Below are 23,501 nucleotides of genomic sequence, written 5' to 3'. Positions count from 1 at the left end.
ATTTTTGGATTTGAGCTAGGTGATCAATTTAAGCCAATTTATTAAGCCAATTTAAGCCAATAACTCCATCGCCCGCTTGGCGATCGCTTCGGCGGTAATGCCATTCAAGCCCATCAAAACCCCAGCCGCAGAAGTGGTCTCACCCCGTTTCCAGGCAAAGGTATCCCGCTTGAGGTTCGATCGCAACATGATTGGCTCCAACATGCCAGAAGCACCGCCAGTAATACCCAGGAGTGCATCGCCGCCAAATAGCTTTTCAAACCTAGCCTCATCCAGGAAACCACCATCGGGCTCGGAGCAAGTTTCCCAAGCCGTATCATGGACACGATAGAGCCGACGTGGACTGACCACAGACACAATCTTGGAGCCGATCCCTTGTTCCTGCAGGGCTTTGGCTGCTTCTAAGACTGGAATGAGCACCATATCACCGATCGTCGCCAGTACCACGGTTTTACTGCCCAGAATCTCTTGCAACAAAATCGCCCCATCTTGCAAAGCCTGACGCGATTGGGCAAACGTGGTATGGATCGGCAATGGAGTCTTGCTCGCCGTGATCGTGATGCCTTTGTTTTTGGTGGTCAATGCCCAGTCATAGCAAACTTGAATACTGTTGGCATCGGTTGGAAATAGCGGGAAAATATTGCCATTGCGCATCATCGCTGCAAAATAGGCTTCGATCTCCGGGCGTTGATGTGTCCATCCATTACGCCCCTGTTCCAGCGCGCCAGCGGTATAAAGCGTTACGGTTGAAGGGGTGGGGCGGCGTAGTTCTGCCATTGCCTGAGTAACCGTTTGCCAGATCGGCAGGCCATTGACGGCAAATGATTCATAGGAACACCACAGAGTACGGCTACCCATCAGTGCCAGGCCAGCCGCAAAACCAGCGCAGGCATCTTCACTGAGTGGTTCATAAACCTGACCGCCAGGGCTCTGGTTATAGAGATCGTCGGTGGTGGGGTGATTGATCCGCAGCGCCACATTAATATTTTTGATCCCCGAAGCTTCGTTACCATCGGCATTGGTAACAATATAGTTAGGATCGCTCTGTCCCACTGCTGCCACCAGTTGACCCATCGCCGTAGTGGCCACTTTTCGATCGCCACCGACTTCGTATTCCTCTAGGGGCAATTCACCCAGCTCAGCGATCGGCAGCACCGATTCAGTCACGGCAGTTTGAGCAGCAGGGCCGCCACCAGCATTCTCAAAATTAGTCCGCACCGTTTGCCAGGCTTCAGGGCTGAGGGCTAGCGATTGCAAGGCATCGACAATTTCCTGGTTTTCCAGGTTGTGATAGGCATAGAGGTTATGGGATTTAGCCCCCCTGGCATGGACACCTGCACCCTTGAGTTGCTTGATAATGAAAACGGTCAGCTTGCCAGAGAGGGCGGACTTTGCCGCGCGATCGCAACCGTTTAAAACTGCTTGCGTAAAGGCTAGCCTTTGTCCCAACGAGAACATGGTGCTATCCACATAAGCACCGGACTGATCTTGATCGTCAAAGTCCTTGGCATCAATCAAAATTACTTCTGCAAAGCCATTGCCACGCCAGTAGGCCAGCATTTCTTCATTGGTTTTGGTGGACACCATACTGTGATGCTCCTGGCTAAATCCATTCCACACCAGCACTGGCAAGAAATTGGTCACCTCCGGGAAACTGGTATTGAAGTGGGCGATCGCACTCATAGGATAGGGCTCACCCATGCCACCGTCACCCATCGTGAACGGAATCAGCTTATCGCGGTGTAACCAGGCCGCCGCCATCGCAAAATGTTGACCCTGACCGAGGGGGCCAGCGGGAGAAAGAATGCCCGGAATATAGCCAGACAGATGTCCCAGCAAACCATGTAGCTCCCGGAAGCGCTCCCGCATCTGGGCAACATTGTGGATGTCCATTTGTTCTAGGGAGCGATCTAGGAACATGGCACTATAGAAACCTGGCGCATGGTGGCCAACTTCGGTAGGAATATTTTTGTGGCCAAGCATGAACAAAGAGGCAAAGGCTTCGACGCTACTGGCAAAACCACCAGGATGTCCCGATGACTTACTGGCAGTAACTTGCAGGGTTAGATAGCGCAGTGCATCAGCAGCCAACATGGTTTGGAAGACCGCTGCTTCCGCATTAGGATCAGCGATCGCCTTTTGCCCAGGCTGAATTAACGGCGATTTGCCCAGAACCTCAAAACCGTCGATCGGCTCGCCAAAATATTGAATTCCTTCACAAAAAGTCGGTAACGATTTGATTGCATCTGCGGTTATGACCATGTTATTTATCCGAGTATCGTAAGTATCTAAATATCTAAACTGGAGTTGTAAATCGATTAAATCTGCGTGTGATTACTGGTATTACTCAATACTACTGAATACTATTTAGCTGGCAGGGTTTCTATCCTGTTTTTGATGATGTGTATGCCCATCACCTGCTCTGGGGATGACGGTCAAAAAATGATGATTGAAGGTTACTTTTATTCTCGCTTACGCAATTCACAGTTAAGCAATTTTTACTAATTTTTTGCTAATTCTATTGAGCAAGTAGCGACTTTATCCATGCGCCATATCCATGTGTCATATCCATATGTCATATCCATATGCCATGATTTACGATCTGAGCTTAGATCTGTGCCTAAGATCTACAGATCTACACCTAGAGCCGAAAATGCTAGCTTGCAGAGAGGACAGTGTTTTTACCCTCTAATTCTTCATCCTACACTCTGGTGGCCAAACTTCGGCGGCTAAATCCGATCGCCCAAGCTACCTTAAATAGCAGCTTGCCAATGACTTATCAGCAGCCAATTCAACTTTGATTAGAATAATTTTTGCCGCGATCAAGTAACGCTATTAAGCAATTATTAGCATTAATTGCGATCGCCCTGACATCAATAGTTCTTACGATCGCTATAGACAAATCTAAATAAATAGCCAGTTCTAGCTATGAACGTCTAATCGTTAGATTTATTTATCTTGTTGTTTTTGTTGGTTGGGATGTATATAAATTGAGCCAAAATCACAAGAAGTTGAGCAGTCAGAACCAGTGCTAATGGCGATCGGCTTAGCGATTTAGATCTGCAATACCGACCTAACCATCTCTAGATCAGGCCATGCATTATTAAGTTATTAAGGTAGAAATATTTTTGAGATATCGCTCCAATTACCGCTTAAATTATTAAGCTAGCTCAACATGCCATTTCGACCTAACTGTTGATCGTAGGTGGAACCATCCGGCATTACTGCGCCACTGAGACTCGCGCCACTCAAACTAGCGCCGCTCAGGTCAGCATCCTTAAGGCTCACTCCTTTTAGGCTAGCTAAACGCAGATTAGCTTTAATTAAATCAGTGCCCACCAAAAAGGCAGCCTCCAGCTTGGCGGAAATAAGCTGCGCCCCAGCCAGGATCGCCTCACTCAGGTTTGCCCGACTCAAATCCGCATCACTGAGGATCGCATCGGTTAAATTGGCACCACTGAGATCAGCGCCACTGAGATTAGCATTGCTGAGGCTGGCATCCCGCAAAATTGCGCCACTCAGGTTGGCATGGCTAAGATTGGCATTACTCAGAATTGCCTCGCATAAATTAGCACCACTGAGATTGGCATAGCTTAAATTTGCCCCACTCAAATCAGCACCGCAAAGGTTGGCATGGCGTAAACTGGCTTGTACCATTGCGGCACCATTAAAATCAACAAAATTTAGTTGGGCGCGATCGAGCACAGCCATATCCATGATCGTTTCGTTCATGTTGGCATAGCTGGCGATCGCATTGCTGAGGATCGCATCCTTGAGGATCGCAAAATTGAGATTAGCGCTGCTCAGGTTGCTCTCGCTCAGATTTGCCCCGGTTAGATCGGCATTTTCTAAGCACACCTCCGTTAGATCTGCACCAATCAAGGCAGTAGAATTGCAATCGCAGTCGCGCAGGTTGGCTTCCCGTAAATAAGCTCGAATCAAGCTTGTGCCAATTAACTTAGCCCCACCTAGATCAGCCTTGTAGAGATCAGCTTCACGCAAATTGGCTTTAGTGAGATTGGCTTCGCTCAGGTTTGCTCCCAACAGGTTGGCACTACCAAAGTTAGCCCAGCGTAGATCTACGCCGCTCAAGTTTACTTCGCGCAGGGTGGCACGCCGCAGATTTGCACCACTCAGTTCGGGCACAATGCTGGGGTTCTGTACGCGCCATTCCTGCCAGTTAGCTATACTCTGCTTTAGTAACGATAGATGTTTTGCGATCGCCATGTGCCGCGCTCCTATATGAGTATAATTGCTAGATCTTGCCCACCTTTGATAGCCTGCCACTGCTATGGGGGGATTATTCCACAGGGCAATGGGCAGCGAAACCAGAAATAGTCAGAATTAATCGGCAATGGAGTCGGAATAGGTAGGATTAGTTACCAGTTTGATCTCTTTTTGTACTACTGCCAGAGTCAGATCTGTAGGGAAAAAGTCTGCTCAATAATTGCCATGAATTTCAGTGGTAAGAATGCAGACGTAAGAATTCAGTAGTAATGGCCAACAGGGCGATCGCTATTCAAAAAAGTCTTCGTCGATTTTCTTGAGATGAAGGGTTTCTTCGATCCGACAACCCACGTCATAACGGATCATCAGTTTGGCTAATTGCGCTCCATCGATCAGGACAATCCGCTTGCTTAAAAAATCAGCGGTTTCCTGGGCTGATGACGAAAAACGCGAGGTAGTTACAAATAATCCTTTGCTGGCCTTATGACGATCGAGGCTACCAAAAAAATCGCGGATCGCACCTGCGCCAATATTATTACCAGAAGCATAACGCTTGGCTTGCACATAGACTCGGTCTAGTCCCAAGGCATCTTGATCGATCACCCCATCAACGCCATCATCACCACTTTTGCCCAAAACTCTCCCCGCTTCTTTAACCGATCCACCATACCCCATACTGATTAAAAGCCTCACAATCAATCTCTCAAAAAAATCGGGTGGTGCTTGTAAAATTCGATCGATCAGCTCGGAGGCAAGGGCTTTGTTGATCTGTTGATGCGCCGATCGCATTATTTCGTCGGGTGTATTGCTATCTTCAACTTCTGGAATGATTTCCGGCTCATCTGGTTCAGATTTGCTAGTTCTAAATTCTTGAAACTCGTCAAATTGAGCAAGAAACTGATTGTCAATTTGGGCTATTCCAGACTCAAGAACTTTCTTACCCCGAGGTGTTATTGCAAAGTAACCCCGACGTGTATATTCAATTAACCCAGCTTTCTTAAGATATGTTTTTGCCCAGCCAACTCGATTAGCAAAGACTGTTTGTTTACCCGATGGGAGCAGTTCTGTTAAATCTTCTTCCTTAAGTCCTAATGCTTCTGCTAATAGGTTAACTGTATCGCGGTAAGCAACTTCACCATTTGCGGCGGACTTTAGCACAGGCATCATTAGGCTTTGATAATCTGGTACAGACATCTTGATATCCTGGTTTTCAATAAATAGCTGTTTTTGTTTAAATTTAGATTAACAACGATCGAAAACAATTACCCTTTCACAAAAAAATAACTTATCTTAGGTTATAGATGCTTTGCTTTAAATCAACCTGGATCATAAATCTAATCTAGCTCCAGTGTTAGGATTAAGCATAATTAATGTGCCTAGAAATGCAATCATAGAGATTAGTAATTACACTCTTGGTTTATGCTGGCGATCGCGGGTTATCAAGTTTCATGCAAGCTCTACGAAAGCGATCGATCGATCGTCTATCGCGGTTGTAAATTAACCGATGATGACTTAGCTACCTCAAATTCTGCAGATACCCAGAGCCAGGTCATTAATCAAATAGAAAATTGCGCTGTCACAAGCACAGAAAACTGCCCGCAGCCAGTAATTATCAAAATCCTGAAGCAGGATTATCCCTCTCCCCAAGAACTAGTTAAATACAAACAAGAATACGAAATCACCCACAATCTTGATCTCGATCGGGTGATTAAATCCTTTGATTTAGAACAATACCAAAACACACTGCTAATTACCTTTGAGGACTTTGATGGGGAGGCCTTAGATTGTTTGTATGCTACTGGCGAGCAACCACAATTTTCCTTGCCGATCGAGAAGTTCTTAGAAATTGCAATTAAAATTGCCGATGGTTTAGCGCAAATCCACTCCCTGCAAATCATCCACAAGGATATTAATCCGGCTAATATTGTCCTCAATCCGACCACAGGGCAGTTAAAACTAATTGATTTTGGCATTTCTACAATTCTCAGCCGCGAAAATCCCACAATCAAAAATCCCCATATCCTCGAAGGCACATTAGCCTACCTCTCGCCAGAACAAACTGGCCGGATGAATCGGTCGATCGACTATCGCACTGATTTTTACTCCTTAGGAGTCACTTTCTATGAGCTGCTAACCCAACAGCTACCATTTAGAACCAATGATGTAATGGAATTGGTGCATAGCCACCTGGCCAAGCAGCCAGTCCCACCACATCAACTAAACGCGGCGATCCCATCGGTGGTGTCGGACATGGTGCTCAAGCTGATGGCTAAAATGGCTGAAGATCGCTATCAGAGTGCCTATGCCCTAAAAGCTGATCTAGAGCAATGTCTTGGCCAATGGCGATCGACCAGGCAAATTGAGCAATTTGAGATCGCTAGTAATGACATCTCCGAGCGATTCCAGATTCCCCAAAAGCTCTATGGGCGGGAAGCGGAGATCAAAGTATTACTCCAGGCCTTTGAACGCGTAGCCCAAACCGCAGCAGTTGGTGCCGAGGGCTTCAAGCATCGTGCTGAACTATTGCTGGTGTCTGGTTATTCTGGCATGGGTAAATCCGCCTTGGTGCGTGAGACCTATCGGCCATTGACCGCCAAGCGCGGCTATTTTATTGCTGGCAAGTTTGACCAATATCAACGCAATGTTCCCTACTTTGCACTGATTGAGGCATTTCAAGAATTAGTCCAGCAACTCCTCAAAGAATCAGAGATCCGGCTACAACGGTGGCGATCGCAATTAATGCTGGTACTTGGTAATAATGGCCAGGTGATCATTGATGTGATTCCAGCGGTGGAGTTGCTGATTGGTCCGCAACCAGCGATCGCTGAACTCCCTGCCCGCGAGGCTCAAAACCGCTTCCGGATGGTATTCCAGAACTTTGTGAAAGTATTTGCCAAAATCGAACACCCACTGATAATTTTCCTCGATGATTTGCAGTGGGCCGATCTAGCTTCGCTACATTTGGTGCAAACGCTGGTCAGCGAATCAGTGGAGCAATGCTTGTTTTGTATTGGTGCTTATCGTGATAACGAGGTGAGTCCGAACCACCCACTGATGGCGATGGTGGAGCAAATCCGCAAAGAAAATATTGTCGTTAGTGAAATTACCCTCAAACCATTAAGCCTAGACGATGTGAATCAACTGGTGGCCGATACCCTGCGCCAGAGTCTTGCAGAAACGCGATCGCTGGCGGAACTGGTGATTAATAAAACCGCTGGCAATCCTTTTTTCATGAATGAGTTTTTGAAATCACTCTATACCGAACATCTGATTAATTTTGAGCCGGAATGTCTTTGCTGGCAGTGGCGGATCGAGCAAATTGCCCAGCGTAGTTTTACCGACAATGTGGTCACATTGATGGCCGATAAAATCCAAAAGCTACCCCACCCCACCCAGGAAATATTGCAGTTGGCTGCATGTGTGGGCAATCGCTTCGACCTCGACACCCTGGCAATGGTTTTACAAAGAGATATCCATGCCATGGCGATGGCTTTGAAACAAGCAATTCAAGAAGAAATCATTGTACCGATTGATGATAATTACAAGCTGGCTGAGTTAGAGATTGACAGCTTTTATACCTTACCCCGGAATCCCGTTAAGCCTGTCAGCACCGCCACTAATTCTGATGGGTCTAATAATTCTGATGAGTTTGATGAGTCTGAGCAGTTCAGATCAGTTTCCAATTCAGCGATCGCCCTAGCTGAACCAGCATCTAGCCAAAGTCAGCAGGTCACTCAGCCAATCTGTTATAAGTTTGTCCACGATCGGGTGCAACAGGCGGCTTATTTATTGATTTCGCCGGAACAAAGGCAACAGGTACATTATCAAATTGGCCAATTATTACTTGAATATATTCCCCAGGCTCAGCGGGAGCAGCGCATTTTTGACATTGTCAACCAACTGAACCACTGCAGCCAGCTAATTAGCGATCGCCGCGAAAAGCAACAGCTAGCTGAATTGAACCTAACTGCTGGCCAGAAAGCCCAGTATGCCAACGCCTTTGAGACTGCTTTGGGTTATTTACAAATCGGCTTAGACTTGCTCGCACCCGATTGTTGGCAGAGCCAGTATGAATTAGCTTTAACAATGCATATCACTGCCGCCAGAGCAGCATCTCAAAGCGGAGAATTCGAGCTTACCTATCGCTTAATCAGTAATATTCTGGCTCAAACCAAAAATACTTTAGATCAAGCCGGCGCTTATGAAATAAAAATCCTGACGTTAGTATCCCAAAATCGATTGCGTGAAGCGGTGGCAGAGGCGGTCACGATTCTCAAACTACTGGGGGTAAGTTTTCCCGCCCAGCCCAATCAAATTGACTTTGTGATCAATCTTGCTATTACCAGGCTGTTTTTTACTGGTAAGCGGATTGAATCATTGTTGAATTTACCAACCATGACTAACCCTCGCATCTTAAAAGCGATGCAGATTATGGCAGTGGTGATCCCCGCCACCTTTTTTAGTATGCCTAGTTTCTGTAGCTTGATTGTGTTTAAGATGCTGCGGCTGACGCGCATTTATGGTAATTCACCGTTTGCGATCTCACCCTACATTAACTATGCTCTGCTTCACATTAAGGTACTGGGCGATATCGAGCCTGGCTATCGACTTGGCCAGTTGGCTCTGGATCTTCAAGCTAAATTTGATGCCAAGAAAATGAAGCCCTTTGCATTAGTGGTTTCCAATGTGGGCATAAAACACTGGCGCACCCCCATGCGTGAATTAATCCCCCATTTTTCTACTGCCTATGCTGTGGCAATGGAAAATGGTGACTTGTTTTTTGCCGCAACCGCCATATTCATGCGCTGTGCTTTTTCCTATCTAAGTGGTGGGGATTTACCAATTATTGAGAAGAACCTGGATGAATGCGGCAGTGCAATTAGTCAACAACTAAAACAGCAAACGATCAACAACCATACCTGTATCTACAAGCAAGCAATTTTGAATCTGATGGGGAAAGCGACGCAGGAGCCATATGAGTTGATTGGGACGGCTTTTGACGAAACTGCCTCAGGCAAAATGGATGGCATCTCAAAATTTTTCCTAAGCTTCCACAAGCTAGTGCTTAATTACCTGTTCGATCGCCCCCAACAAGCCTATGAATATGCGATCGTCGCTCAGCAGCATGGCCAGATGGAAGCCAGCCCGCACATCCCAGCCATATCCATGTTTGAAGCACTTACCTGCATTAACCTCTATGAACAACCACAAAAGGGGACAAGATTTCAGCGCAAGCTAGTCAAGCAGATTAAAGCTAATCGGCGCAAGCTGAAACTTTGGGGTAAGCAAGCTCCTAGCAACTATAAACATAAGTATTTTTTAGTGGCAGCGGAATGGGAACGATTGTTTGGTAGCCATAATCTAGCGATGGAATATTATGATCGGGCGATCGATCTGGCTCAGGAGCACAAGTTTTTAAATGATGCGGCGATCGCCAATGAACTGGCGGCCAAGTTTTACCTCACCAAGGGCAAGCTAACCATTGCCCAGGCCTACATGCTAGATGCAAGGCATAGCTATTTGCGGTGGGGGGCGATCGCCAAGGTGAGAGATTTAGAGATCAAGTATCAAGAGCTGTTGCCGAGATATGGCGGTTTTAATGGCAGCATTACCTCACCTTCAATGTTGGCTCTCAAAACTACCTCTGGCGGCAATAAATCAGAAGAACTTGACCTGTTGACAGTGATTAAAGCGACCCAGGCGATGTCAAGTGAGATTGTGCTCTCGCAACTGCTAGAAAAACTAATGGCAATCATGATCGAGAATGCTGGTGCAACACGCGGGGCAATTATCTCCTGGCAAAACGATCGCCTGGTCACAATTGCCGAATCTACGATCGACCTCCGGTTGCCGGTTACAAAGAAAAATACACCGATCGAAGAAACCGCTAACTTGCCAATTTCGGTGGTTAACTATGTGGCGCGGGCTGAAACTGACCTGGTACTAAATGATGCCTATGGGGAAGGGAATTTTGCCGATGACCCCTATATCAACAGCCAACAACCCAAGTCGTTGCTTTGTATTCCGATTATTAATCAAGGACGGATGGTGGCAATTCTCTACTTGGAGAATAACCTCAGCCAGGATGCCTTTACGGAAAAACGCCTGGAACTATTAAAACTACTTTCTTCCCAGGCTGCGATCTCATTGGAGAATGCCCAGCTATACGCCAGTCTGGAGGAAAAGGTCTCAGAGCGCACGATCGCCCTGCAAAGAGCCAATAAGGAGCTAGAGCGTTTAGCCAGTTTGGATGGTTTGACCAGGGTGGCAAATCGGCGGCGGTTTGATCAATATTTGCAACAACAATGGCAGCAGTTAGCCCAACAGCAAAAGCCCCTGTCTTTGATTTTATGTGATGTGGATTATTTCAAACGCTACAACGACACCTACGGTCATATTGTTGGGGACGAGGGATTACGCCAGGTGGCAGCAGTATTATCAGAATCGCTCGATCATCCTGATTATTTAGTAGCACGCTATGGTGGCGAAGAATTTGCGATCATTTTGCCCAACACCACAGTCAAGATATCTAACCAGGTGGCAGAGACAATTCAGAGTAAGATGCACAGTCTCAAAATTGAACATGCTACCTCTGATGCCAGCTCATACCTGACTCTGAGCCTTGGCATCGCTAGTATGGTGCCACTCCTGCAAGATGACCATAACCCAACTGTGTTGGTTAATTTAGCTGACTATGCTTTGTATGAAGCCAAAGAACAGGGCCGCGATCGGATTCATTGCATTGGTCAATCGGACTAAATTCAACCCAGGCTAGTGAATTAGGAGTGATCGCTGTAATTGGCAATAATTGCACCAGCTAATTAATTAGTTCATTTGGATAGAGGGTGATCTGCATGTTGGGGTCTTCTCTGACCCGCAGCGATCGCTTAATTTCACCCAAATAGAGCGGTTGGGAAACCCCAGGTTGAGGGTGTAAGACTGTCCTGGCTCGAATCCGCAGTTGACTACTCCTGCCGCCATCACTGCCCCGCCCAGAGGTGAATAGGCGAAATGCAGCTTGTTCGAGGGTGGATTCAAGCTGATCGGCGGTGATTTCGGGCTGTACTTTAATTACTGCCTCGGTGCCCAGGCGATCGTAAACAATTGCATAGGGAGCCGCTCCGGAAATTTCTTTGGTGGTGAATGGTTCCAGGCTCAGCGCAAATAGACCGACCGTTAGCACTACACAAAAAGAGGTAACGCCAACCATCCGAAAGCGCCAGCCCCAATCGCGCACAAAGGCGATCCCAGATATCAACGCACAAAATAGAACAAAGGCACCCATTCCCTGGGCAAGCTGACCAAATAATTCTGGACTGAGTGGTGGCATAGTAATGGCTATTAATGGCAGTAGTAATTCGTTAAGAGCGCTATGAGAGATAGTTTTGTTTGAGGCTACTTGTACGACAAGCAATCTATCTATCTATTCAGGCTATTCAGGCTATTCAGATATATGAGCCCTCGATTCAATTAGGCAGACTAACAGAATAATCGATCGATCCTTTAATTCTCTAACAGCATCTAACCTTAATTATTGAATAGATCTGCAACCGTGAACAGAGCTAGTAGCAAATAGTTAATTAGCTATTTATTAAAATCAGTGATTGCAGATTACCCCGAATCTTGGCAGCAGATGTAATCTCCAACCCAAACTTAACACTATTGTTTAGGGCAAGTATATAGATTTGAGTCTATATGTGCAAAGACTTGATGTTAAGTGAGCTACGCGAATCAGCGGCCACCAATGAGCGATCGGCTTACCGCGATACTTCTCAAGCCTGCACTGCTTCGAGCAAATTGCCATCAGGGTCTTTAAAAAAGACAATCTCTTGTCCCCAGGGCATTTTTTTGGGTGGACTAACGATCTCAACCCCAGCGGTAACCAGGGTTTGATAAAAAGCTCCTAGGTCAGCAACCGGTAATGATAACAAAAATGCATGTCCAGCCTGATGGGACTCAAGCCGATCGCCAAACAGCTTCACTAGCCAGGTGCGATCGTAAATACCAAGTTTGAGATTACCGCTGATACCTTCCGTGCCGCCATTCTTTGGTGGTTTGGGGAATTCAAGCCCCAGCAGGTCTCGATAGAAGACAATCGATCGCTCCACATCATCGACAAACAAAGCAATATAGTCAATTCCCATGATCTTGATTCAATCAGCCAAATCCAAATGATTCAAATCCAATGATTCAACCGTTTGCCCCAAGTTGCTAGGCCTAAGTCTCTAAGTCTAAAGCTCTAAGTCTAAAGACAGATGTGTAGTGATTAGTTTGGGCACATTGACCAAAGTTACGATCTTTTGCGGATTACACATCCATCCTATCAGTTTATATTCAGACTGAGTAACTCAACGCGTTCACGGGGGCAGCAAGAATAATAGATTGGCTGAATTTCTAATTAATTGGCAAAAGCTTGTCTATGAAACAAGCAGATTGAAAGAAATCCATCGACTCCTATTGATTTGAAGCCAACCACGATCGTCTTAATGTTCAAGAATTAAGCGGTATTGGTGGTTTTGGGTAGTTTGGATCGGAATCTGCGACAACATTTGTAATTAGTAGTCTAGCTGATTGGAAGTATCAGGGCGCAGAGTTATGACCATTGAGATCGAAATCCAACATATGCGTGGAAAAACTATGAATCTGATTAATTGTGCAAATAAAGCAGTTGTATTTGCAGCATGTGGCATGACTGCGATGGCAGTACAGATTGGCATGGTTGAAATGTTTGGCCGCGATCGTGCCTATGCGTTTGATCTGGTGGATCAACCTGGTGTGGTTCAGCCTCAGGTTGAACTAAGTGAAAGGCAGCAAGCCATTAATGATTTGTTGCAGACGGCGGCAGATCAAAGTAGTCAAGAATCTTTCGGTAAAACCACTAATAACAATTCTCAAGGTGGTATTTCGCCGCTTGATTTAGGTAATCAGGATCAGCAAAGTGAGCCAACCGATAGCAGTAGTAATTCGCTTGGTTCAGTTGCCGCGATCGATGAAATGCTAGATAGTGCTGCTGATGGTGATAGCACTGACCCCTTTGCTCCTGAGGCGATCGAAGCAGAAGTCGGTGATGAGACTGTGCAAGTCTCGGTTGAGCTGATTAATAATGCAGTTGCTGCAAGTCCGTTGACGAGCCAATTGAGTCCCATACCAGTGCCATTTAACTTTTCATCTTCTATCGGTCTGGCAATCGTCAGTCTGGGCATGGGTACTAGCTATTTGCGGAAAAAACAAAAAGGGAAAAAATTAAATCAAAAGCAAGCTGGCTAGCTACTATTTAGCTAGTATTTAGGTAATGCCCAAAATCTGGCGACATTGGACTGAAGATACGACAACAACCCCACCTTCCACCTGGTTATCGATTTTTCAGCGATGTACATGATCAGGATGGTTTGGCATAATCGCTACCGCTAAAATTGCACCTAATCCATAATTCGCAGGCCTGGCAATACGATTCTCAGGATATGTATTGCTATTTTCTCTGGACATATTTAGGACATATTTAGGACATATTTAACTAAATTTTAAATCAATAAGAGAAGGTCGTAACAAGCTGACATCGCCCAATTAGCAAAAGTTGCGATCGCTTTATGTTGGCTGGATCTAACCGAATTAAAACCTGCTGATTCAGGTCACCCGATCGGGTGAAATTAATTAATCGGGTTAATTTTGACTAAATATTCAAGACTTTTGTCTATGTATCAATATATAGTCAGGTGATACATAAACAATTAGTTATTTGTTGATTGTTGCGATCGCACCCCCAACTCTTACTAAGATCAACATGGTAGGTAGCCATGCATGGGAACAACCTCCTTAATCATAATCAGGTTAAGTTATCGCAGATCAGAGCCTTTGTGGCCGTGGCAGAATCTGGTAGTTTTGGCGAGGCTGCCCTGAACCTGGAAATTTCTCAATCAGCCATCTCCCATGCGATCGCCGCCCTCGAAGAACAGTTAGGCGTAGTTTTGCTCAATCGCGGTCGTCATGGCGCAATACTCACGCCGATCGGCAAGCAATTGCTCGATTATGCAGAAAATATTTTGCGATCGCTGGAAGAGATGACCCAAACGGCTAACCAGGCCAAGGGACTTCAAAATGGCGAAGTTCGGCTGGTGGCTTTTCGTAGTGCTGCGGCCTATATTCTACCGGCAATCATAGTAGACTTTCGCCAGAAATTCCCCGGCATTAAGGTCAGAATCATTGAACACGACGACGATCAAGAAGTTGAACAAACCCTGCGTCAGGGCTATGCAGACATCGGCATCACCCACCTGCCCACCGGCGAAGGCTTCCTGAGTTGGCCCTTGCTGCGGGATGAGTATATCGCCATCTTTCCACCTGATTACTGCCCCAAACATAGAGTCAAGAACAATCATATTAGTTGGGAAGATTTAACCACCTATCCGCTGATCAGTGTGCCCCAGAACAATACCTGCGGCATTTTGATCAGAAAGCATCTGGAAGCCCAGCATCAAAAGCTCAACGTGGCCTATGTGGTGCGTGAAGATTCAACTATTATCAGAATGGTGTCACAGGGACTAGGATCGACGATCCTGGCGCGTTTGGCTGCCCAACCGATCCCCTCAGAATTACAAACCTATAGCCTGCCAGTACCGCTCTATCGTCAAATTGGCGTGACAATGCGGGAAAATGCCATGCAGGTACCTGCGGTCTATGCGTTCCTGGATATGCTGCGCAGCTATGATATTGCCCAGTTAGCCTATAGCAAGAATTACCTAAAAGCTAGTCTGACTGCCTGAATCATAGCGATCGCCATCAGGTGCCGATCGAGCCAGCTAACTGTTGCGCCTTTCATTAATTTTATTCATGTAAGCCATGCGGGCTTGTTTTTGAATCTTGGGATAGAACTGAATATATTAGGGGTGTGAGGAATCGCTACGAATTGAGCCTGTTGCCTATTTACCCAATGTTGACCTTGAATCAGAGATTTATTGGGAAATAGCTAAAGCATGTTTGCCGTCTGATTAATCGAATTCTGGCAATCACGATTAATTTTGCATCAGCAAGGTTGCGATAGGTTCCTTCAGTTGGCCAAATCATGAAACCACATTATCCAACCGCTCAGAGGTGAGTCAAAATGAAAAATAACCTAAGGCAAACTAAAGTACAATGGCAAGAATATAAGCGGCTTGAGCTACTTAATGCTTTATCTGACCGCTCTGATCGCTCTGATCGAACCGATCTAAAAGATGAATTAAAGGTTGATCAAGACCAGCCGATCGCAAACGGTCAGCGTGGTCTTAGTTATCGATCGATTAAAAAAACTGCCACTGAATTAGTTAAACACCTCAAAGCTGGCTTTAGTAACCTTGGCGATCGCCTTACCAAAGAACCAGAAGTAAAGGTATGGCAAAAATACGATCGGCGCGGTCATGTCTATTGGTCTGCCTATGATCCAATTACCGGGCAATCAACCTCCGTCGCTTCCGAAGCAGAAATGCGATCGTGGCTAGAACAACTCAGGCTGAGCGCCATGTATGAAAAAACCATCCAGGTAAATTTAGGATGGCAATAGGTTAGTTAATCATTGGCCAGCAATTTAAGTGATTTACTGCATGAGTCAAGCATCAAGCTTGATTAGCTACGTGGAAAATGCGATCGGGGAGAAAAATTTAAAAGCAAAGCAATTTTGCTCAATCTCCCCGCCAAGGCATAAAACTACCAATACCAATCGCAGAAATAGAAGATTAAAGCAGTTCTAGGCAATCCATTCTGGGACTGCTTCTTCTTTGGTGTTGGTATTGCGATCGAGAGTTTGGCGCTCAAACTTCATATGAATCGATCGGGTTTGTTCACCATCAGCGGCCACCGCAAAAATGGGGAAGTCAACCAAACCATCTGGGAAGGACATATGGAAACGGAACGTACCATCGGATTCCAGCTTAACTGGTCTACCAGCGATCGTGACATTGGCATCCGGCTCAGTTGCACCATAGACAATTAACTCAGCATCAGCAACCAACCAGAACTGGCGCGGTCGCTTGGGTACACCAGAACCAGAGAACAGGCCAACCCCCGACATTCCCATGCCAGAGGTAGTCCGATAACCAATTCCAGACATCCCAAGGCCAGAAGTAGTAAGGGCACCAACCCCCGACATTCCCATCCCAGAGGCAGTTAGATAGCCAGCGCCGGACATCCCCATCCCAGAAGTGGTTAGATAGCCAATGCCGCTGCCAGAAATGCCAGAAGCGGTTAATCCTGCAATACCAGACATACCTACACCAGAGGCAGATACATAACCAATCCCACTACCAGAAATGCCAGAAGCGGTTAATCCTGCAATACCTGACATACCTACGCCAGAGGCAGATACATAACCAATCCCACTACCAGAAATGCCAGACGCGGTTAATCCTGCAATACCAGACATGCCTACACCAGAGGCAGATACATAACCAATCCCACTACCAGAAATGCCAGAAGCGGTTAATCCTGCAATACCAGACATACCCACACCAGAGGCAGATACATAACCGATCCCACTGCCAGAAATGCCAGACGCGGTTAATCCTGCAATACCAGACATGCCTACGCCAGAGGCAGATACATAACCAATCCCGCTACCAGAAATGCCAGACGCGGTTAATCCTGCAATACCAGACATACCTACACCAGAGGCAGATACATAACCAATCCCACTACCAGAAATGCCAGAAGCGGTTAATCCTGCAATACCAGACATACCCACACCAGAGGCAGATACATAACCGATCCCACTGCCAGAAATACCAGAGGCGGTTAATGCACCAATACCTGACATACCCACACCAGAGGTGGTCAAGAAGCCAACCCCACTACCTGAAGTAGTTAAGGCGGCGATCCCACTGCCAGAGATACCAGAGGCAGTTAGTGCGCCAATACCAGACATGCCAGCGCCAGATGCGGTCAGGGCTCCAGCCCCAGACATAGTTTGTTCGGAAGCTCCCATGCCAACACCAGAGACAGCACCACCACTCCAACTACCTACCCCGGAAGGGAAAACATAGGAGCTGATCGACTCTGTCTCCAGGCCAGCACCAGACATTTGCTGAGAGCCATAGGCCGAACCTGCGACCCGCTGTGACTCGGCTTCTTTGGCCATGCCATACATTTCTTCATGGCTCTTTTCGGCTGTGGGGGCAGAGGTGGGGCGACCCAATTCAAAAACTTTGGCTCCCCTTAGGCTTTGCTCCCAGTTAACCGTCACAAAGTGATCATCAACCCAATCGGATGGGTAAGTGGGAGGAATGCGTACCGAAGCCGATCGACATAGTGGTAGCCATTTACCATCGTTGGTGCGATAACCAATCTCGACTGTATAGTCACGATCGCTAACTGGAATTGGCAAATGCCATTCCTTGGCTAATTCATCACAGTAATATTCCTGCACACTATGGGGGGCTTGGCGATCGAGATCGACGTTGGTTGAGTCATACAACCGCAACACCAATTGCTGACCACCCTGGGAGCGCTTTTCTTCCTTCAGGTCATTGGTAATATCCCAATAGGCATAGGCCCACTGCGGGTCTCTGGGCATGAGCACAATTCGGCTTTCACCATAGCCCTGAGGCAGATCGCCAAGTTCAGCATCCACATCAGCTAGTAATTCAACTGGCTTAATTTCTCTGTTGCCCAGATCAAATTTCTTCGCCTCCATATTTTCAGTCTGATCGTATTTTGGATCAAAACTAGACAACATGGCATGCTCAAGCATCACAGCGCTTTCGGCCACTTCCTTAGCCTGCTTGATCTCTGCCAGTAGCTGATCCTTACGCATCCGACTGTAGCGCGAAATTTCATACTTTTGGGCTTGTTTACGCAATTGGCGTAGGGTCATCTCTTCTAGGGGGGGAATCTCTTTAGGCATCTGTTCAGCTCCGAATGAAATTAGCGGAAATGTGCGATCGGTGATTACTAAACTCGTAAGTTGGATTACGCACTGACAAGGTGAAACGAGAAAACTAGCTGCTAGCGAAAACTCTTAATCTACTCTTAATCTGATAAATCACCAGCAGATAGATGCAGCGATCGATTTACCTACATATCGATCACATTAACTCAATCGATTTAGGTGCTTAGGCTCAGTTGCTCAGCGATCGTAAAACTTGATCCAACTTGACTTAACATTTGGCTTAGCTGGCTTAACAGAATCACCGGGATCTACATAGGCTTTTGCTATATGAGATTCTGTTACAAAAATACAAGTTTGGTCAATAGCCTACAAACATGATTATTTAATGCTTAATCAACAATTAAAAACTAAATCAAGTGATCCCCAAGATAATGTTATGCATCGACAGGGCTGACTGAGAGCAGTACATAGACGGTTTATCGATCGAAGCCATTTTACCGCAATGGGGATCGCTGGGGGATCAAATGGGGATCATAATGTCATCTAATTGTGACATTTGCAAAACTATACCGCTAGGGTAATTAATGCTGGTACGCCAAAAACTATAAGATAATTAGCGATATAGGCTAAAAATCCTGAAGAAAGTAAAGTGTGGTCGCAGATTAAGAACGCCATCGGAAACTGTTTAACCATCAAAATCTTAGTTATGAATAGAATAAGTTATGAATAGAAATATGCTCAAATCATCATTAAAAAATATTGTTTTTAAGCTAGTTGCGCTAGTTTTGGTGGCAACGATCGCGCTAACTTGTACCAGCAGCGCATATGCGGCTCGTAATACCTATACTCTAGGCTCTGGCAATCCGCTTACTACCAAAGAATTGCGGGAAAAAGTTAATGCCGGTTTGACGGGCAATTATGTCGATGACACGAAAAAATTGATTGAAAGCCTTAAATATACGCTCAGCCTAGCCAAGGATGCTGACGATCGCTCCGAAGCCCAGGCTGAAACTAGAGCTAGAATTAATGCCTATTCAGCTCGCTACCGTGCAGACAATAGTAAAACTGGCCTGGTCTCTTTCACCACGATGCGAACGGTAATCAATTCCCTGGCTTCCTACTACAACGGCACCACCAAGCGATCGGTACCACAACGGGTAGCCGATCGGGCAATTAGTCAAATCAGCCGTGCTGAATCAGCCCTAGAAGCAGGCCGCTAAAGCTAACTAAAGTGTGAGATAGAACACCTAGCCCTAGAAAAAGCACAAAACATTGCTGCATCAATCCTAATGTTTCATTGATCACCGCAATGGTGATTTGTCGATCTGGCTCCCCCAGCAGAGGTTTAGTTTTTACTAGGCCTCTGTAGGTGTTTTTGCCCCCCAGTTGCACACCTAGCGCCGCCGCAAACGCACATTCACTCCAGCCAGCATTGGGGCTTGGATCTTGGGGCGCATCCCGTTGACACAAGCGCCATATTTGAACCGGACGACCGCTGAGCAAGGCGATCGCCAAGACTAATAATCGACAAGGTAGCCAGGTTAAAGCATCCTCTAGCTTGGCGCTGAACCAACCGATGTAAGTGTATGGTTTTTCTTTATAGCCAATCATCGAATCGAGGGTACTGGCAGCTTTATACGCCAAGGCCAAGGGCGCACCACCCACGATCGCAAAAATCAACGGTGCAATCACGCCATCGGTGCAGTTCTCGGCCACGGTTTCTAAAACTGCCCGCAGGATTTCTGGCCGATCGAGCTGCTCAGTATCTCTACCCACATAGAGCGCTAGTTTTTTTCTGGCCAGATCAAGATCATCTTTTTCGATCGGCTCCAGCACCGAAACAGCCGCGTCTTGTAAACTACGGTGTGCTAAACAACTGGCGATCATAATACTTTCTGCCACCAGACCAAACCAGGGATTAACCCTACTAGCGGCAAAAATCAGCGCCCAGGCGATTCCATAGCTGCCCATAATTAAGCCGATCGCCAACAGAACTCCAGCAATTCTTTGGGCTAGCTCATTGGCTAAATATTTAAGCATCAAGCTTTTCGCCCAGGCAACCACCCACCCCATCACCTGCACTGGATGCAGCCAATCCCAGGGATCGCCGATAAGCCAATCGAGCATACTGGCTATAATCAGCGGTAGAACAAAGCTTAGGCTATTCAATAAACCATTCAATTCGGTCTGTTCTAGGCCGATCGCAGATTTGAATGATATTAGGGAAAATATCTTAGCTACTTGATATATATAGATTGCTAGGTGATCAGGCATAAATCAATGGACTGCTTGCATCAATGTTCAAATAGCAGTTGAGTGAATAAGCCCCTCGTGGTAATACAGAAATTCGCAAGAGCCCTTACAACCAGCAATAGCAATCTTTAATCCTCCATAGTCGCAGCATTGCTAGAACAGTAGTTAGAACGATTTCATTCAGGCTATTGGATTTGATTATAGTTATTCTTATGACCGATCGAGAATATGGACTTAGCAGGAAGTACCTCAAACCTGAACTCACGCACATTAACTTATTGACATGATTAGCGACACCATCGCCGCGATCGCCACCGCCATCGTACCGCAACAGGGCAGCGTTGGTATTGTGCGCATGTCCGGCGAGCAAGCCCTAGCGATCGCCAAATGCATCTTTTCTGCCCCAGGCAACCAAACCTGGCAGAGCCACCGGATTTTGTATGGTTATGCCAAATCTCCTGACACTGGTGAGACGATCGATGAATGTTTGCTATTAATCATGCAAGCCCCGCGTTCCTATACCCGCGAAGATGTGATCGAGTTACATTGTCATGGCGGCGCGATCGCGGTGCAGCAAATCCTGAACCTTTGCCTGGAGCAAGGAGCCAGACTGGCACAACCCGGTGAATTTACGTTGCGGGCATTTCTGAATGGCCGGATTGATTTAACCCAGGCGGAGGGGATCAACAATCTGGTGGGTTCGACTTCGCCCCAGGCGGCACAGGCAGCGATCGCTTCGTTACGAGGTAAACTGGCACAACCCCTCAAAGACCTAAGGGCTAGGTGTCTGGATATACTGGCAGAAGTGGAGGCCAGAATTGATTTTGAGGATGACTTACCACCATTAGATCAAGCATGGGTAGCCCAGCAATTGGCGCTAATTGCTCAGCAAGCTCAGCAAATTTTGGATACAGCCGATCGCGGTGAGCTGCTGCATTCCGGCCTCAAAGTGGCGATCGTGGGCAGGCCAAATGTGGGTAAGTCCAGCTTGTTGAATATGTGGAGTCGCAGCGATCGGGCGATCGTCACCGATCTACCGGGCACAACCCGCGATGTGGTTGATTCGCACTTGGTCGTGGGGGGTATCCCAATCAAGGTGCTGGATACGGCGGGGATTCGCCAGACTGAAGATATGGTCGAGCAAATTGGCGTGGAGCGATCGCAACAGGCTGCCCAGGAAGCGGATTTAGTTTTGCTGGTAATCGATGCGGCGCAGGGTTGGACTGAGGCAGATGAACAGATTTATCAAATTGTTGGCGATCGCCCAATTATTTTGATTATTAATAAAGTTGATTTACTTGATGATCAAGCAACTCAAACAAATCTAACAAATCTAACTCAATCAGCTTTAAGCAATCGATCGGAGCAACTAGCTCAATTATCAGATTACCAATCCAGTTCAGACTTACCGCAACTAGACGATCGCAAGCGATTTATGGCCACAGTCAAAACGGCCGCCGCCTTAAATCAGGGGATCGAACAACTAGAAGCAGCGATCCTGGCCAGTGTGAATGCCAGCGCGATTCAAGCGGGTGATCTTGATGTGGCGATCAATCAACGCCAGAAAGAATGCTTGCTCAGAGCAGTGCAAGGCTTGGCCAAGGTACAAGAGGCGATCGCCGCGCAATTACCATTAGACTTCTGGACAATTGATTTAAGGGCAACGATCATGGCGATCGGTGAGATCACTGGAGAATCGGTGACCGAGTCTGTTCTGGATCAGATTTTCAGTCGGTTTTGTATTGGTAAGTAGTTTGCTATTTGACTTTCAAATAAGAAGCAATCAGAAGTCTGAATTTGCACAGTTCAGGTATTATGTTGCACAATATATTTAGATATTACTTATCCCCGTTCAAAATGCCTTTGTTCTTATGTTAGGTTTCACCAATGGCTGACAGAGCTGAGCGACAGCTTACTATGACTATCAGGGATAAAGCGCTTCCTCTCTCTAAGGTACTTGAGGCGCAAAAGTATCTTGTAAATATTCTCAAGGAAATTGATCGGAAAACTGCATCAACTCACAAGACCAAGGTTGAATGGATTGTTACAAGTGCTAAGGCTGGTAGCTATTCGGTCACTGTAGAAGGGATATCGAAGGACGGTAAAACCTCAGAACGAGAAATAATAAAAAAAATAAAGAAGCTAGAAAGTGGCTTAAGAGATATTACGACCACAGGGATTAGACCTACTTATTTTTCTGATGCCTTATTAACAAATGCGCAGAAGCTAGCTAATCTCTCTACCAGTGAAGACTCGGTTAGCCTACTTAACTCTTTCGGGCAAATAAACCTAGACAAAAAATTAGCAAGGAATATTGAAAAAATAATAGGCGGTAGGCATAAAAGCTATGGGGCGGTTGAAGGAATTTTAAATGTCATTGATTTGAGAGATAAACCTATATTTAAGCTCTCGGATCGGTTAACCCTTGAGACCATTGATTGCTATTTTGATCGACAAATTTTAGGTCAAGCAACCCAGGCTTTAGAGCGAAGAGTTTATGTGTATGGGCTGATATATTCTAGAGAGGATGGTAAGCGAGTAAAAGTGGAAGTGGAAGAGATCAAAATTTTCCCAATAGAAAACGAGTTGCCTGATGTTGATCAAATAGTTGGGCTATGGCGGAGTCTCGATGCCTAAGGAAAAAGTCAAACTACCTCTACACTACTGGGATACATGCAATTTTTTAACAATTTTGAAAGGTGATGAGAATGGTTTGCAAGGATGTATAGATGTATTGAATGAGGCTGAGAAAGGGAACCTTTTAATAGTTACATCCTCCTTAACCTTAGCTTCAATAATTAAGATAGGATCACAAAAACAGCCCGCGCTACCTGAAAGTGAAGAAAGCAGGAAAATAGAGTTGTTTTTTAGCCACGAGTATATTGTGATAAGAGAGCTAGAGAGAAAAACAGCAGAATTATCTAGAAGAATCGCCTGGGATTTTGGGATAAAGGCTTTTGATGCAATCCATGTTGCAACCGCTATCAAAAGTAAGGTTAATTATTTTGAGACTCTTGATGAGGGAATAATTGCTAAGTTTCAGGGGCAATTAAATGATCCATTTATTGAAGTAAGAAAACCACAAATTTCGGTTAAACAGACTGAATTGAGTTTTGATGACGATGAATAAATTTTCATAGTAATTCAGTAAATTTATCTCAGTTAT

The 23,501-nt window shown here is 46.0% G+C and carries 15 protein-coding genes; 8 read left to right on the top strand and 7 right to left on the bottom strand.

Annotated features, from left to right (window positions below):
• Window positions 1–51: 51 nt before the first annotated feature.
• The 3 genes from PSE7367_RS06355 to PSE7367_RS06345 all read right to left on the bottom strand — a co-directional run bounded on the left by PSE7367_RS06355 (window position 52) and on the right by PSE7367_RS06345 (window position 5,421).
• Window positions 52–2,262, bottom strand: a complete 2,211-nt coding sequence (locus PSE7367_RS06355; protein ID WP_015164552.1) for a phosphoketolase family protein — start codon at window positions 2,260–2,262, stop codon at window positions 52–54.
• 903 nt (window positions 2,263–3,165) lie between these two features.
• Complete coding sequence (locus PSE7367_RS06350) at window positions 3,166–4,227, bottom strand: pentapeptide repeat-containing protein (RefSeq protein ID WP_015164551.1); 1,062 nt, start codon at window positions 4,225–4,227, stop codon at window positions 3,166–3,168.
• Window positions 4,228–4,515: 288 nt separating this feature from the next.
• Entirely contained in the window at window positions 4,516–5,421 is a 906-nt protein-coding gene (locus PSE7367_RS06345; protein WP_015164550.1) for a restriction endonuclease, read from the bottom strand.
• A 225-nt stretch (window positions 5,422–5,646) separates the two neighbouring features.
• Here PSE7367_RS06345 and PSE7367_RS06340 point away from each other — a divergent pair, with 225 nt between their 5' ends.
• A complete protein-coding gene (locus tag PSE7367_RS06340) occupies window positions 5,647–10,986 on the top strand; it encodes a diguanylate cyclase domain-containing protein (RefSeq protein WP_015164549.1) in 5,340 nt (1,779 codons plus the stop codon).
• Window positions 10,987–11,044: 58 nt separating this feature from the next.
• Here PSE7367_RS06340 and PSE7367_RS06335 read toward each other — a convergent pair whose 3' ends face one another.
• Together PSE7367_RS06335 and PSE7367_RS06330 are read right to left on the bottom strand one after the other, a co-directional pair.
• Window positions 11,045–11,557 (bottom strand): Ycf51 family protein, encoded by a 513-nt coding sequence (locus PSE7367_RS06335; RefSeq protein ID WP_015164548.1) that lies wholly within the window; start codon window positions 11,555–11,557, stop codon window positions 11,045–11,047.
• A gap of 442 nt (window positions 11,558–11,999) precedes the next feature.
• Window positions 12,000–12,371, bottom strand: coding sequence for a VOC family protein (locus tag PSE7367_RS06330; protein ID WP_015164547.1), 372 nt, complete (start codon window positions 12,369–12,371; stop codon window positions 12,000–12,002).
• A 493-nt stretch (window positions 12,372–12,864) separates the two neighbouring features.
• Between PSE7367_RS06330 and PSE7367_RS06325 the strand changes: the two genes are divergently transcribed.
• The 3 genes from PSE7367_RS06325 (at window position 12,865) to PSE7367_RS21855 (ending at window position 15,763) form a co-directional block, all read left to right on the top strand.
• Entirely contained in the window at window positions 12,865–13,494 is a 630-nt protein-coding gene (locus PSE7367_RS06325) for a PFE-CTERM domain-containing protein (protein ID WP_156800354.1), read from the top strand.
• 527 nt (window positions 13,495–14,021) lie between these two features.
• Window positions 14,022–14,987, top strand: a complete 966-nt coding sequence (locus PSE7367_RS06320; protein ID WP_015164545.1) for a LysR family transcriptional regulator — start codon at window positions 14,022–14,024, stop codon at window positions 14,985–14,987.
• A 338-nt stretch (window positions 14,988–15,325) separates the two neighbouring features.
• Entirely contained in the window at window positions 15,326–15,763 is a 438-nt protein-coding gene (locus PSE7367_RS21855) for a hypothetical protein (protein ID WP_015164544.1), read from the top strand.
• Window positions 15,764–15,946: 183 nt separating this feature from the next.
• Here the strand turns inward: PSE7367_RS21855 and PSE7367_RS23080 are convergent, their stop codons facing one another.
• Window positions 15,947–18,097, bottom strand: coding sequence for a DUF4912 domain-containing protein (locus PSE7367_RS23080; RefSeq protein WP_015164543.1), 2,151 nt, complete (start codon window positions 18,095–18,097; stop codon window positions 15,947–15,949).
• Between the two features lie 707 nt (window positions 18,098–18,804).
• Between PSE7367_RS23080 and PSE7367_RS06305 the strand changes: the two genes are divergently transcribed.
• On the top strand, window positions 18,805–19,302 hold the full coding sequence (locus PSE7367_RS06305) for a photosystem II protein Psb27 (protein ID WP_041698352.1): 498 nt from the start codon (window positions 18,805–18,807) through the stop codon (window positions 19,300–19,302).
• Here the strand turns inward: PSE7367_RS06305 and cbiB are convergent.
• Complete coding sequence (cbiB, locus tag PSE7367_RS06300; RefSeq protein ID WP_015164541.1) at window positions 19,265–20,356, bottom strand: adenosylcobinamide-phosphate synthase CbiB; 1,092 nt, start codon at window positions 20,354–20,356, stop codon at window positions 19,265–19,267. The genes PSE7367_RS06305 and cbiB overlap by 38 nt on opposite strands.
• A gap of 262 nt (window positions 20,357–20,618) precedes the next feature.
• On the opposite strand from cbiB, the gene mnmE reads away from it, so the two are divergent.
• From mnmE to PSE7367_RS06285, 3 genes are all read left to right on the top strand, one after another.
• Window positions 20,619–22,088, top strand: coding sequence for a tRNA uridine-5-carboxymethylaminomethyl(34) synthesis GTPase MnmE (gene mnmE / locus PSE7367_RS06295; protein WP_015164540.1), 1,470 nt, complete (start codon window positions 20,619–20,621; stop codon window positions 22,086–22,088).
• A 134-nt stretch (window positions 22,089–22,222) separates the two neighbouring features.
• Window positions 22,223–22,972: a hypothetical protein gene (locus PSE7367_RS06290; protein ID WP_015164539.1), complete on the top strand. Its 750-nt coding sequence runs from the start codon at window positions 22,223–22,225 to the stop codon at window positions 22,970–22,972.
• The gene (locus PSE7367_RS06285) at window positions 22,965–23,465 is read left to right on the top strand and encodes a type II toxin-antitoxin system VapC family toxin (RefSeq protein ID WP_015164538.1); all 501 of its coding nucleotides are present in this window, start codon (window positions 22,965–22,967) and stop codon (window positions 23,463–23,465) included. Before PSE7367_RS06290 ends, PSE7367_RS06285 begins: the two co-directional genes overlap by 8 nt.
• The last annotated feature ends 36 nt before the right edge of the window (window positions 23,466–23,501 follow it).

This window comes from Pseudanabaena sp. PCC 7367, from assembly GCF_000317065.1.
In the GTDB taxonomy this organism is placed as follows: Bacteria; Cyanobacteriota; Cyanobacteriia; order Pseudanabaenales; family Pseudanabaenaceae; genus Thalassoporum; species Thalassoporum mexicanum.
The sequence above is the reverse complement of the archived record's forward strand: the minus strand, read 5'-3'. Positions and strand labels throughout refer to the sequence as shown.